Here is a 13,440-nt window from a genome sequence, read left to right as displayed (position 1 = left end):
GGTGAGCGCGGACCTGCGGATCGACCCGGCGCTGGAGGCCTTCGTGGCCGACGAGCTGCTGGTCGGGCTCGACCTGGAGCCCGACCGCTTCTGGTCGGTCCTGGCCGAGCTGCAGCAGCGGTTCGCGCCCCGGATCGCCGAGCTGCTCGCGAAGCGCGACGAGTTCGCCCGCCAGATCGACGCCTGGCACCGCGAGCACCGCGCGGGCGACCCCGCCGAGTACGAGTCCTTCCTGAACTCGATCGGCTACCTGGTCTCCCCGGCCCGGCCGCGGCTCACCGTCACGAACGTCGACGACGAGATCGCCACCGTGCCCGGCCCGCAGCTGGTGGTGCCGGCCACCGTCCCGCGCTACGCGCTCAACGCCGCCAACGCCCGGTGGGGCTCGCTCTACGACGCCCTCTACGGCACCGACGTGCTGTCCCTCGACGACATCGAGCCCGGCTACCAGCTCGGCGCAGGCTACGACGAGCGCCGCGGCGCCCAGGTCATCGCCGAGGCCGACCGTCTGCTCGACGAGCTCTTCGGCCTCGCCGAGGGCAGCCACGCCGACGCCACCGCCTACGCCGTGCGTGACGGCGCGCTCGTCGTGCGCACCGCGGGCGGGGAGACCGGCCTGGCCGACGGGGCGCAGTTCGCCGGGTACGCCGGCGACGCCGACGCGCCGACCGCCGTCCTGCTGCGCCGCAACGGCCTGCACGTCGAGCTGACCGTCGACGCCGAGCACCGGGTGGGCCGCCAGCACCACGCCGGCGTCGCCGACGTCGTGCTGGAGTCAGCCGTCACCACGATCGTCGACCTGGAGGACTCGGTCGCCACGGTCGACGGCGAGGACAAGGCGCACGCCTACCGCACCTGGCTCGGGCTGATGACCGGCGCGCTCACCGCCACCTTCGAGAAGGGCGGAAAGACCGTCGAGCGCGCGGTGCACGGCGACCGCACCTACACCGCCCCCGACGGCTCCGAGCTGGTGCTGCCGGGCCGCTCGTTGATGCTCGTGCGCAACGTCGGCCACCACATGAGCACCGACGCCGTGCGCGCCGCCGACGACCAGCCGGTCGCCGAGGGCGTGCTGGACGCGCTGGTCTGCGCCACCGCGGCCCTGCACGACCTGCGGGGGCTGGGCCGCTACCGCAACTCCCGCGCCGGCTCGGTCTACATCGTCAAGCCCAAGCAGCACGGGCCCGACGAGGTCGCGCTCACCGCGGAGCTGTTCGGCGCCGTCGAGCAGGCACTCGGCCTCGACCACGGCACCCTCAAGATCGGCATCATGGACGAGGAGAAGCGCACCTCGCTGACCCTCGACGCCTGCATCGCCGCCGCCCAGGACCGCTGCATCTTCGTCAACACCGGGTTCCTGGACCGCACCGGCGACGAGATCCACACCGACTTCGAGGCCGGGCCGGTGGTCCGCAAGAACGACATGAAGTCCACCGCGTGGCTCACCGCCTACGAGGACCGCAACGTCGACGTGGCGCTGGCCGCCGGGTTCGAGGGCAAGGCCCAGATCGGCAAGGGCATGTTCGCCAAGCCGGCGGCCATGGCCGAGCTGCTGGCCACCAAGCAGGCCCACCCGCAGGCCGGCGCGAACTGCGCCTGGGTGCCCTCGCCGACCGCGGCCACCGTGCACGCCCTGCACTACCTGCGCACCGACGTGCTGGCCCGGCAGAAGGAGCTGGCCGATCGGCGCACCGACCGGCGCCGGCTGCTGGTCGTGCCGGTGCTCGACCGCGAGCTCACCGCCGACGAGCGTCGGCATGAACTGGAGACCAACGCCCAGTCGATCCTGGGCTACGTGGTGCGCTGGGTCGGGCTGGGGATCGGCGCCTCCACGGTGCCCGACCTGGAGGGCGTCGGGCTCATGGAGGACCGCGCCACGCTGCGCATCTCCAGCCAGCTGATCGCCAACTGGCTGCACCACGGCCTGGTCGGCGAGGACGAGGTCCGCGAGACCTTCGCCCGCATGGCGGCCCTGGTCGACGAGCAGAACGCCAAGGAGCCGGGCTACCGGCCGATGGCCGAGGACCTGGAGGGCAGCGAGTCCTTCCAGGCCGCGCTGGAGCTGGTGTTCTCCGGGCGCGCCGAGCCCAACGGCTACACCGAGCGCGCGCTGACCGGCTGGCGGCAGAAGGCCAAGGCGCGCGGCTGAGAAGGCGCGTGCGCGGGGGCGGGTCGACGGGTGAGCATACCGATGTGCGGACCACTCTCGACCTGCGCCCGACCCCGTTCGACCACCCGCTCGCGCTGGAGATGATCGACGAGCTGCAGCGGTTCTACCAGCAGCGCTACGGCGACGAGGGCGACGCCACCCCGGTGGACACCGCCGAGTTCGCGCCGCCGCGCGGCCGGTTCCTCATCGCCTGGTCCGACGACGAGCCGGTGGCCTGCGGCGGCTGGCGGGCCCGCGACGGCGGCGACCCGGCGCTGCGCCCGGGCGACGCCGAGATCAAGCGCATGTACGTGCGGGAGGCCCACCGCGGCCGCGGGTTCGCCCGCGCGTTGCTCGCCGGGCTGGAGCGCTCCGCGGCCGCCGCCGGGCGGCTGCGGTGCGTCCTGGAGACCGGCACCGCGCAGCCCGAGGCGATCGCGCTGTACCTGAGCTCCGGCTACGAGCGCATGCCGAACTTCGGGACGTACCGCGACTACCCGAACAGCCGCTGCTTCGCCAAGTCGATCGAGCCGATCGGCCGTTCGGACCACTAGTTCCGCCACATCGGACGGTCGTGGACACGATCGCGCGCTTCCTGTGGCGCCGATCGTCCGCTGCGCGCAAGATTCCGGCGCACGCTGCGGTGCGGGAGGGGTGGGTGGGCATCATGGTGCTGGCGCAGACCGATCTGCGACTGGACGTCTCGACGCTCGATTACGTGCTCGTGGCGTTCTACTTCGTGCTGGTGCTGGGCATCGGGCTCATCGCGCGCCGGTCCATCTCCTCCAGCCTGGACTTCCTGCTGTCGGGTCGGTCGCTGCCGGCGTGGGTCACCGGGCTGGCGTTCATCGCGGCCAACCTGGGTGCGATCGAGCTGATCGGGATGACCGCCAACGGCGCCCAGTACGGCATCCCGACCGTGCACTACTACTGGGTCGGCGCCATCCCGGCGATGGTCTTCCTGGGCATCGTGATGATGCCCTTCTACTACGGCTCCAAGGCCCGCAGCGTGCCGGAGTTCCTGCGCATGCGGTTCAACCCCACCACCCAGCGGGTCAACGCGGTCAGCTTCGCGCTGGCCTCGGTGCTGATCGCCGGGGTCAACCTGTTCTCGCTGGGCCTGGTGATCGAGGCGCTGCTCGGCTGGCCGCTGCAGGTGGCCATCCCGCTGGCCGCGCTGGTGGTGCTGAGCTACACGTTCTTCGGCGGGCTGTCGGCGGCCATCTACAACGAGGTGCTGCAGTTCTTCGTGATCCTGGCGCTGCTGATCCCGCTGACGGTGGCCGGGCTGGCCAGGGTCGGCGGGTGGAACGGGCTGAAGGAGCGGATCACCGAGGTCGGCGGTGTCGAGGAGCTGTCGTCCTGGCCGGGCACCACGCTGACCGAGATACCCAACGCGTTCCTGTCGGTGCTGGGCATCGTGTTCGGGCTCGGGTTCGTGCTGTCCTTCGGCTACTGGACCACCAACTTCGCCGAGGTGCAGCGCGCGCTGTCGGCCAAGAGCATGTCCGCCGCCCGGCGCACCCCGATCATCGGCGCGTTCCCCAAGGCCCTGATCCCACTGGTGATCGTGATCCCGGGCATGGTCGCCGCGGTGCTCGTCCCGCAGCTCACCACGCTCAAGGCCGGCGGCGAGAGCGACGTGACCTACAACAACTCGCTGTCGCTGCTGATGGGCGAGGTGCTGCCGAACGGCATCCTCGGGGTGGCGGTCGCCGGCCTGCTGGCCGCGTTCATGGCCGGCATGGCGGCCAACGTCAGCTCGCTGAACACCGTGTTCACCTACGACCTCTGGCAGGACTGGATCCGCCCCGGCCGGGAGGACGCGTACTACCTGCGGGTGGGGCGCGCGGTCACGGTGATCGGCTGCGTGCTGGCGATCGGCACGGCGTTCATCGCCGGCAGCTACCAGAACCTGATGGACTACATCCAGTCGCTGTTCAGCTTCTTCAACGCCCCGCTGTTCGCGATCTTCATCCTGGGGCTGTTCTGGAAGCGCATGTCCGGCACCGCGGGCTGGACCGGCCTGGTCTCCGGGACGCTGGCCGCGATCGTGGTCGACGTGCTGGTGCGCACCGGGGTGCTGGCGGTGTCCGCACAGGCCGGGGCGTTCATCGGGGCCAGCGCGGCGTTCGTGTTCGGCATCGCCGTGGCCGCGGTGGTCACCGTGGTCACCGCGCCCAAGCCGGAGGCCGAGCTGGTGGGGCTGGTCTGGCAGCTGACCCCGAAGGAGAGCCGCCGGCACGAGACCACCGGCGACGACGCCGGCTGGTTCCGCTCGCCGGTGCTGCTGGGCGGTCTGGTGCTCGCCCTGACCGTCCTGCTCTACCTGCTGGTCCCCTGAGCCCGGTCGACGAGGAGGAGAAGAGATGAAGGCCTCGACCTTGGCGGCCCTGTTCGACCTGCGGTCGGTTATCGCGCTGCTGTTCGGGGTGTACGGGCTGGTGCTGACCGTGCTCGGGCTGGCCGCGACCAGCCCGGCCGACCTGGAGAAGGCCGGCGGCGTCGCGCTCAAACTCTGGACCGGGATCGCGATGCTGGTGCTGGCGGCCGTGTTCGTGCTGTGGGTGTGGCTGCGCCCGCCGGTGGTGCCCTCGGCCTCGGAGGTCGCCGACGCGGAGTCGCGACCGGGTCACTGAGGCGTCACCGAGGCCGGGGCGGACGAGCGTTCGCTCAGCGGTGGTCGGAGTGCAGGTAGGGGTTGAAGACGGTCAGGGTCCAGGCGTCGAGGCGGCGCAGGACGCGGCGGATGCGGGTGCTGGTTCGCTTCTCGGTCATCACGCCAGGTACAGCGCGACGATCTTCTGGATCGTTCCAGTACTGCGCCGTGAACCCGCTCACGACCGCCGGTCCGGTAGTGTCGCCGCCAACGACCCCGCCCGATTCGTCCACATCGGCGGGTGACCCCGCGGCGCCGCCGAGCGGCGTCGGCGCGACCGGGCAAGGATCGCCCTCGCTGACCGCCGCCCGATGGGCAGCGGTCGCCCGTCGCGGAACCGACCGACCGCCGGAGGTGGGAGTTGCTCGCGCTCGTCGTCGCCCACCTCGTGCTGGCCGGGCTGCTGCCGCTGGTCTCGGCGCGCAGCCGGCCGGCCGCCTTCGCCGTGGCCGCGCTGCCGCCGTCGGTGGCCCTGCTCTGGGCGTTCTCGCAGACCGGGCCGGCGCTCGGCGGTGGCGTCACGGAGTCGGTCGCCTGGGCGCCCGCGCTCGGGCTGACGCTGTCGTTCCGGCTCGACGCGCTGGCCCTGGTCATGATCATCCTGGTCAGCGGCGTGGGCGCGGTGATCCTCGTCCACAGCATCGGCTACTTCGACCGCGACTCCCCGCAGGCCACCCGCAGCGCCGCCCTGCTGCTCGCCTTCGCAGGCGCGATGCTCGGCCTCGTCCTCGCCGACGACCTGCTCACCCTCTACGTGTTCTGGGAGCTCACCTCCATCGCGTCGTTCCTGCTGGTCGGGCAGGGCGGCGAGCGCCGCGCCGAGCGGCGGGCCGCGGTGCAGGCCCTGCTGGTGACGGTGTTCGGCGGGCTGGCCATGCTGCTCGGCTTCGTGCTGCTCGGGCAGGCCGCCGGCACCTACCGGATCTCGGAGATCCTGGCCGACCCGCCGCGCGGCGGGCTGGTGCCGGTGGCGCTGGTCCTCGTGCTGCTCGGGGCGTTCACCAAGTCCGCGCAGCTGCCCTTCCACCCCTGGCTGCCCGCCGCCATGGTCGCGCCCACCCCGGTCAGCGCGTACCTGCACGCCGCGTCGATGGTGAAGGCCGGCGTCTACCTGGTGGCCCGGCTCTCACCCGGCTTCGCCGACCTGGCCGTCTGGTGGGCACCGGTCGTGGTCGTCGGGCTGGGCACGATGCTGGTGGGCGGCTGGCGCGCGCTCGGCGAGACCGACCTCAAGAAGGTGCTCGCGTTCGGCACCGTCAGCCAACTCGGCTTCCTCATGGTGCTGCTGGGCGCAGGCGACCGCACCGCCGCGCTGGCCGGGGCGGCGATGCTGCTGGCGCACGCGCTGTTCAAGGCCCCGCTGTTCCTCACCGTGGGCACGATCGACCACGCCACCGGCACCCGCGACCTGCGCAAGCTCTCCGGGCTGCGCACCGCCCTGCCCGGCACGGCCGTGGCCGCCGCCCTCGCCGCCGCCTCGATGGCCGGGCTGCCGCCCCTGCTGGGCTTCATCGGCAAGGAGGCCGCCTTCGAGGCGTTCGTCGACGAGGGCGGTGCGCGCGGCTACCTGGTGGCGTTCGGGCTGCTCGCCGGGTCGATGCTGACCGCGGCCTACAGCGCCCGGTTCCTGTGGGGCGCGTTCGCGACCAAGCCCGGCGTCGAGGCGACCGTCGTGCACCACCGGCCGGGGGCCCTGCTGACCGGGCCGATCTGGCTGTGCGCCGTCGCGGGCCTCGTCCTGGGCGGGGCGTACGTGCTGGTCGACCTGCTGGTCATGCCCTACGCCGCGGCCTACCCCGACGAGCACGGCTACCACCTGGCGCTCTGGCACGGCTTCAACATCCCGCTGCTGTTCTCCGCCCTCGCCATCGGGGGCGGCCTGCTGCTGCACCGCGCCCGCGCCACCGTCGACGCGCTCTCGCACCACAGCCCGGTGGACGCCCAGCGCGGCTACCGGAGCACCGTCGACGGCGTCAGCCGCCTGGCGCTCGTCGTCACCGGTCGGTTGCAGGCCGGCTCGCTGCCCGTCTACCTGGGCGTCATCCTCGTGACCTTCATCCTGCTGCCGGGGGTGGCCGCCGTGGTCGCCGGGCAGTGGCCGGCCGACCAGCCGGTCTACGACGCGCTCGTGCAGGTGCCGCTGGCGCTGGTGGTCGTGGTCGCCGCGCTCGCGCTGACCCGCTCGCACCGCCGGTTCACCGCGGTGCTGCTCGTCGGCGTCATCGGCTACGGGGTCGGCGGGTTGTTCATCATCGACGGCGCCCCCGACCTGGCGCTGGCCCAGTTCCTGGTGGAGACGCTGTCGATGGTGGCGTTCGTCTTCGTGCTGCGCCGGCTGCCCGCGCACTTCACCGAGCGGCGCCCGACCTGGCTCACGCGGCTGCCGCGGCTGCTGATCGCCGCCGTCGGCGGGATCACCGTGGCCGGCATCGCGGTCGTGCTGTCCGCGGCGCGCGTCGGGCCCGCCGTGGCCAGCGGCGAGTTCGTCCGGCTGGCGCCGGAAGGGGCCGGCGCGAACAACGTGGTCAGCGCGATCATCGTCGACTTCCGGGCGCTGGACACCGTCGGCGAGATCGGCGTGCTGTTCATCGCCGCGGCGGGCGTGAGCAGCCTGGTGCTGGCCACCCGCTACGACACCCGGCGCAAGCGCGAGTCCGGGCGCGAGCAGGTGAGCAGCGGCCAGAGCGGTCCGGACCACGAGCGGGAGGTGCTGGGATGACCGACCCCGACGACCGGGCCGACCGGGCCGGTTCCGCGGACGCCGACGGCGGCGGCGTGGCGTCGACCTGGGACGGGCCGAGCCAGCCGTGGCTGCTCAACGGCGACTGCCGGGGCCGCCAGCACCGCTCGCTGCTGCTGGAGATCACCACCCGGGCCGTCTTCCCGACCGTGCTGGTGTTCTCGGTCTACCTGCTGCTGGTCGGCCACTACGGCCCCGGCGGGGGGTTCTCCGCCGGGCTCGTCGCAGGGCTGGCGTTCGTGCTGCGCCACATCGCCGGTGGCGGGGGCGACCTCGGCACCGGTCGGGTCGTCCGCCCGCCGACGGTGTTCGGCACCGGCATGGCGGTGGCCGTGCTCAGCGCGCTGCTGCCGCTCGCGTTCGGGCTGGGGGTGCTGGAGAGCGCCAAGCTCGGCGTGACGCTGCCGGTGCTCGGCACGATCGAGGTGCAGACCAGCCTGCTCCTGGAGGTGGGTGTGTACCTGCTGATCGTCGGCGTCGTCCTGGAACTGCTGCGCTCGCTGGGCACGGGCATCGAGCGCGACCTGGACGAGGCGGGGGAGCAGCCCGAATCATGATCATCGTCCCGACGATCAACCTGACCATGGCCGTGACGGTCGCCGTGCTCTACGCCGTCGGCTTCTACCTGCTGCTCTCGCGCTCGCTGATGCGCGTGCTGATCGGCGTGGTCGTGCTCGGCCACGCCAGCAACCTGCTGCTGCAACTGGCCGGGGGACCGCCGGCGCGCCCGCCCATCGTCGGCACCGACCCGGCGGCGATGGCCGACCCGCTGCCCCAGGCGCTCGCCCTGACCGCCATCGTGATCACCTTCGCGCTGACCACCTTCCTGCTCGCGCTCGGCTACCGCTCCTTCGTGCTGGTCGGGCACGACGAGGTGCAGGACGACGTCGAGGACCGCCGCATCGGCCGGCAGAAGGCCGACCCGGTCGGGCTGGGGTCCGACGAGGGCGACGGCGACGACAGCGACGACAGCGACGACAGCGCCGACAGCGGTGCCGGCGACCGCGTCGCGAGCACCGACGACGCGGTCGAGGCCACCGCCACCGGTGAGCGGGAGCGGCCGTGAACGCCGCCAGCACGATCATCACGCTGCCGGTGCTGCTGCCGCTGCTCGGCGCCGCGGTCAGCGTCGTCTTCGCGCGGTCGGCCATGCTGCAGCGCGTCGTCGGCATCGTGGTGCTGGCCGCCGTGGCCGCGCTGGCCGCGGTGCTGCTCGTCATGGCCGACACGAGCGGGCCTGTCGTCGCCTCCCTCGGCGGCTGGGCGGCCCCGGTGGGCATCGCGCTGGTCGCCGACCGGCTCTCCGCCCTGCTGCTGCTGGTGTCGTCGCTGGTCACGCTGGCCGTGCTGGTCTACGCGATCGACCAGCGCATCGCCGACTACGGCCGCGGCACCGCCAGCACCACGTTCCACCCGATGTACCTGATGCTCTCGGCCGGGGTGTCGCTGGCCTACCTGACCGGCGACCTGTTCACCCTGTTCGTGGCGTTCGAGGTGATGCTGACCGCCTCCTACGTGCTGATCAGCCGGCGCACCTCGGCCACCCGCGTCCGCGCCGGCATGACCTACGTGACCGTCAGCCTGATGTCCTCGCTGCTGTTCCTGACCGCCATCGCGCTGGTCTACGCGGCCACCGGCACGGTCAACCTGGCCGACCTGGCCGGGCGCATGGACGCGCTGCCCGGCGAGCTGCGCACCGTCCTGGGCCTGATGCTGCTGGTGGTCTTCGGGATCAAGGCCGCGATCGTGCCGCTGCACTTCTGGCTGCCCGACAGCTACCCCAACGCGCCCGGCCCGGTGGCCGCGCTGTTCGCCGGCCTGCTCACCAAGGTCGGCTTCTACGCGCTGCTGCGCACCCAGACGCTGCTGTTCAGCCGCGACGAGCCGTGGATGCTGATGCTCGTGCTCGCCGTGGCCACGATGCTGGTCGGGGCGCTGGGCGCGCTGGCCCAGAACGACCTCAACCGGCTGCTGTCGTTCCTGCTGGTCAGCCACATCGGGTTCATGCTGTTCGGGCTCGCCGTGTTCGACCCGGAGGGCGTCGGCGGCGCCGCGCTCTACGCCGCCCACCACATCACGGTGCTGGCCACGCTGTTCCTGGTCAGCGGTCTGATCACGCGCCGGACCGGCACGGTCGCGCTGGACCAGATGGGCGGGCTCGCGCGCACCGCGCCCGGGTTGGCGGTGCTGTTCGCGATCCCCGCGATGACCCTGGCCGGACTGCCGCCCACCGCCGGGTTCGTGGCCAAGCTCGCCCTGCTGGAGGCCGGGGTCGGCGTCGGGAACGCCGCGGTCGCGGTCGCCGCCGTGGTGATGGTGGCCAGCCTGCTCACCCTCGTCGCGCTCGTACGGGTGTGGGTGCGGGTGTTCTGGGGCGAACCCCGGCCCCCGCTGCCCGACGACGACCCCGACGACGAGGTCGTGGTCGGCACCGCGGCCACGGCGGCCCCGATGTACGCCGCCACCGCGGGCCTGGTCGCGGTGAGCCTGGCGATCGCGGTGTTCGCCGGGCCGCTCACCGAGATCACCGACCGGGCCGGCACCGACCTGCTCGACCGCGGGCCCTACCGGGTCGCCGTACTGGGGGGTGCGCCGTGAGCGACGGCCCGCGGCCCCGGGCCGGGCGCGCCGGCTGGCGCGACCAGTTGCCCCGCATCTGCTGGCTGACCCTGGTGTGGGTGCTGCTGTGGGGCACCTTCACGGTGCAGACGATCGTCGGTGGGGTGCTCGTGGCGCTGGCCGTCACCCGGCTGTTCCCGATGCCCCCGGCCACCGACCCGATCCCGGTGCGCCCGCTGCGCGTGCTCGGCCTCGTCGGCTTCCTGGTCTACGACCTCGTCGTGTCCACGGTGGGGGTCAGCTGGCAGGTCCTGCGCTACGGCCCGCGGGCCAGGGGGACGATCCTGGAGGTGCCGCTGTACAGCTCGTCGGACCGGGTGGCCACACTGCTGGCCAGCGCGGTGACGCTGTCGCCCGGCACGGCGGTCCTGCACTTCGCCGCCGACCAGGGCGTCTGGTACGCCTACTCGCTCGGTCCGCGCGACGAGGCCGACGTCGAGCGGACCCGCCGGCAGGTGCTGGACGTGCAGCGGCGGGTGCTGGCCGCGTTCGGCACGCCGGAGGAGCAGGCCCGCGCCGCGGCCGGGGAGGGGGAGCGGTGAACGTCCTCTACATCGTCGTGCTCGGGATGCTCGCGCTGGCCGGGGCGCTGACCCTGGTGCGGCTGCTGCGCGGGCCCGACGCCCTCGACCGGGTCGTCGCGCTCGACGTGTTCGTCGTGCTGATCGTGGCCGCGGCGGCGGTCTACATCGGTTTCTACCGCGACGGGTCGAACATCCCGCTGCTGGCCGCGGTCGCGCTGATCGGGTTCGTCGGCTCCATCACCGCGGCCCGGCTCGTCGAGCGGCGGGAGCGGCACCGGTGACCGGGGTGGCCGACATCGTCTCCGCGTGCCTGATGCTGCTCGGGGCGCTGTCCTGCCTGCTCGGCGCGGTCGGCCTGCTGCGCCTGCCCAGCATGCTCTCCCGGCTGCAGGCCGCCACGAAGCCGCAGACCCTCGGGCTGTTCCTGATCCTGGCCGGCACCGCCATGCGGGTGCCCGTGGACAGCGCGGTGACGCTGGTGCTGGTGGCGCTGTTCCAGGTGATCACCTCGCCGGTGATCTCGCAGCTGGTCGGCCGCTCGGCCTACCTCAGCGGGGCCGTGCGGCCCGAGGTGCTCGTCGTCGACGAGCTGGCCGAGCGGGGTCGCCGCGCCGCGGAGCCGCCGCCCCAATAGGCTGCCCTGCCGTGCCCGTCTACGCGCTCGGCGACGACGAACCCGACATCCACCCCGACGCCTACGTCCACCCGGACGCCGTGGTGATCGGCAAGGTGCGGATCGGCGCGGAGTCCACGGTGTGGCCCACCGCCGTCCTGCGCGGCGACGGCGGCCGCGTCGAGGTCGGCGAGCGCACGAGCATCCAGGACGGCACGGTCGTGCACTGCACGCGCCGCGAGCCGACGATCATCGGCTCGCGGGTGACGGTCGGGCACAACGCGCACATCGAGGGCGCCACCATCGCCGACGACGCGCTCATCTCGTCGGGCTCGGTGGTGCTCAACGGCGCCAGCGTCGGCGCGGGGGCCGTGGTCGCCGCCGGCGCCGTCGTCGCGCCCGGGTTCGCGGTGCCCGCGCGCCGGATGGCGCTCGGCGTGCCCGCCCGGGTCCGCGAGGGCCACGAGGTGTCCCCGGAGCGCAACGCCGCGACCGTCGAGTCCTACGTCGCGCGCGGCAAGCGCTACCGCGCCGAGCTGCGCAGGCTCCCCGACTGACCCCGATTCCCGAACGACCCGAGGAGACCCCATGGCCCGTCCGTTGCACGAGGTGGTCGAGGCGGGGTGGGCCGAGGCGCTGGAGCCGGTCGCCCCGGTGATCGCCGAGATGGGCGACTTCCTGCGCGCCGAGATCGCCGCCGGCCGGCGCTACCTGCCCGCCGGCAAGAACGTGCTGCGCGCGTTCACCCAGCCCTTCCACGAGGTCCGCGTGCTGATCGTCGGCCAGGACCCCTACCCGACCCCGGGCAACGCCATCGGGCTGTCGTTCTCGGTGGCCCCGCAGACCCGCCCGATCCCGATGTCGCTGCAGAACATCTTCCGCGAGTACAGCGACGACCTGGGCCACCCCGCGCCGTCCAACGGCGACCTGACGCCGTGGACCGAGCAGGGCGTGCTGCTGCTCAACCGGGTGCTCAGCGTCGAGCCGGGCAAGTCCGGCTCGCACCGCAACAAGGGCTGGGAGAAGGTCACCGAGCAGGCCATCAAGGCGCTCGTCGCCCGCGATGCCGAGCCGCTGGTGGCGATCCTGTGGGGGCGCGACGCGGCGAGCCTGAAGCCGTGGCTGACCGACGTCCCGGTCGTCGAGTCCGCGCACCCGAGCCCGATGTCGGCCGCCCGCGGGTTCTTCGGGTCGCGCCCGTTCAGCCGGGTCAACCAGATGCTGGAGGAGATCGGCGGCGACCCCGTCGACTGGAAGCTCCCCTAGCCCACTCCCACCCCCGCCGCCCGCGTCTCCCCGCCCGCTCCTGACATCGGGCGGCCGCGGACGGCGAGGGGTGGGGTGTGCGGACAGCGAAGAGCCCGGGTCGGCGGGGCCGGCCCGGGCTCGTTCGGGTCTGCGGTCAGGCGCGCGCCACCTTGCCCGCCTTCAGGCAGGAGGTGCAGACGTTCATGCGGCGGCGGTTGCCCCCGCCGGCCGCGGCGCGCACGGTCTGGATGTTCGGGTTCCACCGGCGGTGGGTGCGGCGGTGCGAGTGCGAGACGGACATGCCGAAGCCCGGACCCTTGCCGCAGACGTCGCAAACGGCAGCCACGTCGGACACTCCTAGGGATAGACGACCAAGATTCCGGGTCGCCCCGAGCGCAATGCCAGGGAACCCGTGTCGGAAGGCCAGAGTACCCGCGCAGCCCGCGGGCCCGCACACCGCCCGGTCGCTACCCTCGCCGTCGTGCCCCCGACCCTGGATTCCGCCCTGCTCACCGGTTGGGTGCGGGCCGCGACGCAGGCCCTGGAGCGGCACCGGGCGGAGATCGACCGGATCAACGTCTTCCCGGTCCCGGACGGCGACACGGGCACGAACCTGCTGCTCACCATGCGCTCCGCGGCCGAGGCGGTGCCCCCGGCCGGCGACGCCCGGCAGGGCCCGGGCGGCCCCGAGCGCACCAGCCGGGTGGCGAACGCGCTGGCCGCGGGCGCGCTGCGCGGGGCGCGGGGCAACTCCGGGATCATCCTGTCGCAGGTGATGCGCGGGGTGGCCGAGGCCGTGGCCGCGGGCGGCGGGCAGGCCGGGGGCGGCGGGGTGCTCGCCGACGCGCTGTGCCGGGCGCACCTGCTGGCCACCGCGGCGGTCACCCG

15 protein-coding genes are annotated in these 13,440 nt (G+C 73.3%); 14 read left to right on the top strand and 1 reads right to left on the bottom strand.

All coding sequences use genetic code 11. The features are described 5' to 3' along the window. Position 1: 1 nt before the first annotated feature. The 13 genes from KIK08_RS11640 to KIK08_RS11580 all read left to right on the top strand — a co-directional run bounded on the left by KIK08_RS11640 (position 2) and on the right by KIK08_RS11580 (position 12,570). The gene (locus tag KIK08_RS11640) at positions 2–2,149 is read left to right on the top strand and encodes a malate synthase G (RefSeq protein ID WP_308257590.1); all 2,148 of its coding nucleotides are present in this window, start codon (positions 2–4) and stop codon (positions 2,147–2,149) included. A 101-nt stretch (positions 2,150–2,250) separates the two neighbouring features. Further along, complete coding sequence (locus tag KIK08_RS11635; RefSeq protein WP_214403098.1) at positions 2,251–2,703, top strand: GNAT family N-acetyltransferase; 453 nt, start codon at positions 2,251–2,253, stop codon at positions 2,701–2,703. A 110-nt stretch (positions 2,704–2,813) separates the two neighbouring features. Then, entirely contained in the window at positions 2,814–4,493 is a 1,680-nt protein-coding gene (locus tag KIK08_RS11630; RefSeq protein ID WP_214403097.1) for a sodium:solute symporter family protein, read from the top strand. A gap of 25 nt (positions 4,494–4,518) precedes the next feature. Continuing rightward, on the top strand, positions 4,519–4,788 hold the full coding sequence (locus tag KIK08_RS11625) for a hypothetical protein (protein WP_214403081.1): 270 nt from the start codon (positions 4,519–4,521) through the stop codon (positions 4,786–4,788). Between the two features lie 381 nt (positions 4,789–5,169). Then, positions 5,170–7,527 carry a hydrogen gas-evolving membrane-bound hydrogenase subunit E gene (mbhE, locus tag KIK08_RS11620; protein WP_214403080.1) on the top strand — a complete coding sequence of 786 codons (2,358 nt, stop codon included), beginning with the start codon at positions 5,170–5,172 and terminating at the stop codon, positions 7,525–7,527. Further along, entirely contained in the window at positions 7,524–8,105 is a 582-nt protein-coding gene (locus KIK08_RS11615; protein ID WP_214403079.1) for an MnhB domain-containing protein, read from the top strand. Before mbhE ends, KIK08_RS11615 begins: the two co-directional genes overlap by 4 nt. Continuing rightward, a complete protein-coding gene (locus KIK08_RS11610) occupies positions 8,102–8,614 on the top strand; it encodes a Na(+)/H(+) antiporter subunit C (protein WP_214403078.1) in 513 nt (170 codons plus the stop codon). The genes KIK08_RS11615 and KIK08_RS11610 overlap by 4 nt, the downstream gene beginning before the upstream one ends. Continuing rightward, positions 8,611–10,146: a Na+/H+ antiporter subunit D gene (locus KIK08_RS11605; RefSeq protein ID WP_308257589.1), complete on the top strand. Its 1,536-nt coding sequence runs from the start codon at positions 8,611–8,613 to the stop codon at positions 10,144–10,146. The genes KIK08_RS11610 and KIK08_RS11605 overlap by 4 nt, the downstream gene beginning before the upstream one ends. Next, positions 10,143–10,709, top strand: a complete 567-nt coding sequence (locus KIK08_RS11600) for a Na+/H+ antiporter subunit E (RefSeq protein WP_214403077.1) — start codon at positions 10,143–10,145, stop codon at positions 10,707–10,709. The genes KIK08_RS11605 and KIK08_RS11600 overlap by 4 nt, the downstream gene beginning before the upstream one ends. After that, on the top strand, positions 10,706–10,972 hold the full coding sequence (locus KIK08_RS11595) for a monovalent cation/H+ antiporter complex subunit F (RefSeq protein ID WP_214403076.1): 267 nt from the start codon (positions 10,706–10,708) through the stop codon (positions 10,970–10,972). Before KIK08_RS11600 ends, KIK08_RS11595 begins: the two co-directional genes overlap by 4 nt. 5 nt (positions 10,973–10,977) lie before the next feature. Then, positions 10,978–11,325, top strand: coding sequence for a monovalent cation/H(+) antiporter subunit G (gene mnhG, locus KIK08_RS11590; protein ID WP_214403095.1), 348 nt, complete (start codon positions 10,978–10,980; stop codon positions 11,323–11,325). 11 nt (positions 11,326–11,336) lie between these two features. After that, positions 11,337–11,861 (top strand): gamma carbonic anhydrase family protein, encoded by a 525-nt coding sequence (locus KIK08_RS11585; protein WP_214403075.1) that lies wholly within the window; start codon positions 11,337–11,339, stop codon positions 11,859–11,861. Between the two features lie 31 nt (positions 11,862–11,892). After that, positions 11,893–12,570 carry a uracil-DNA glycosylase gene (locus KIK08_RS11580; protein WP_214403074.1) on the top strand — a complete coding sequence of 226 codons (678 nt, stop codon included), beginning with the start codon at positions 11,893–11,895 and terminating at the stop codon, positions 12,568–12,570. A gap of 136 nt (positions 12,571–12,706) precedes the next feature. Here the strand turns inward: KIK08_RS11580 and rpmB are convergent, their stop codons facing one another. Continuing rightward, positions 12,707–12,898 carry a 50S ribosomal protein L28 gene (rpmB, locus tag KIK08_RS11575; RefSeq protein WP_214403073.1) on the bottom strand — a complete coding sequence of 64 codons (192 nt, stop codon included), beginning with the start codon at positions 12,896–12,898 and terminating at the stop codon, positions 12,707–12,709. A gap of 135 nt (positions 12,899–13,033) precedes the next feature. Here rpmB and KIK08_RS11570 point away from each other — a divergent pair. Further along, the coding region (locus KIK08_RS11570; RefSeq protein WP_214403072.1) for a DAK2 domain-containing protein at positions 13,034–13,440 on the top strand (407 nt) is incomplete at its 3' end.

It is taken from the genome of Pseudonocardia lacus, from assembly GCF_018531445.1.
Taxonomy (GTDB): Bacteria; Actinomycetota; Actinomycetes; order Mycobacteriales; family Pseudonocardiaceae; genus Pseudonocardia; species Pseudonocardia lacus.
This window is presented reverse-complemented; position numbering and strand designations above follow the sequence as displayed.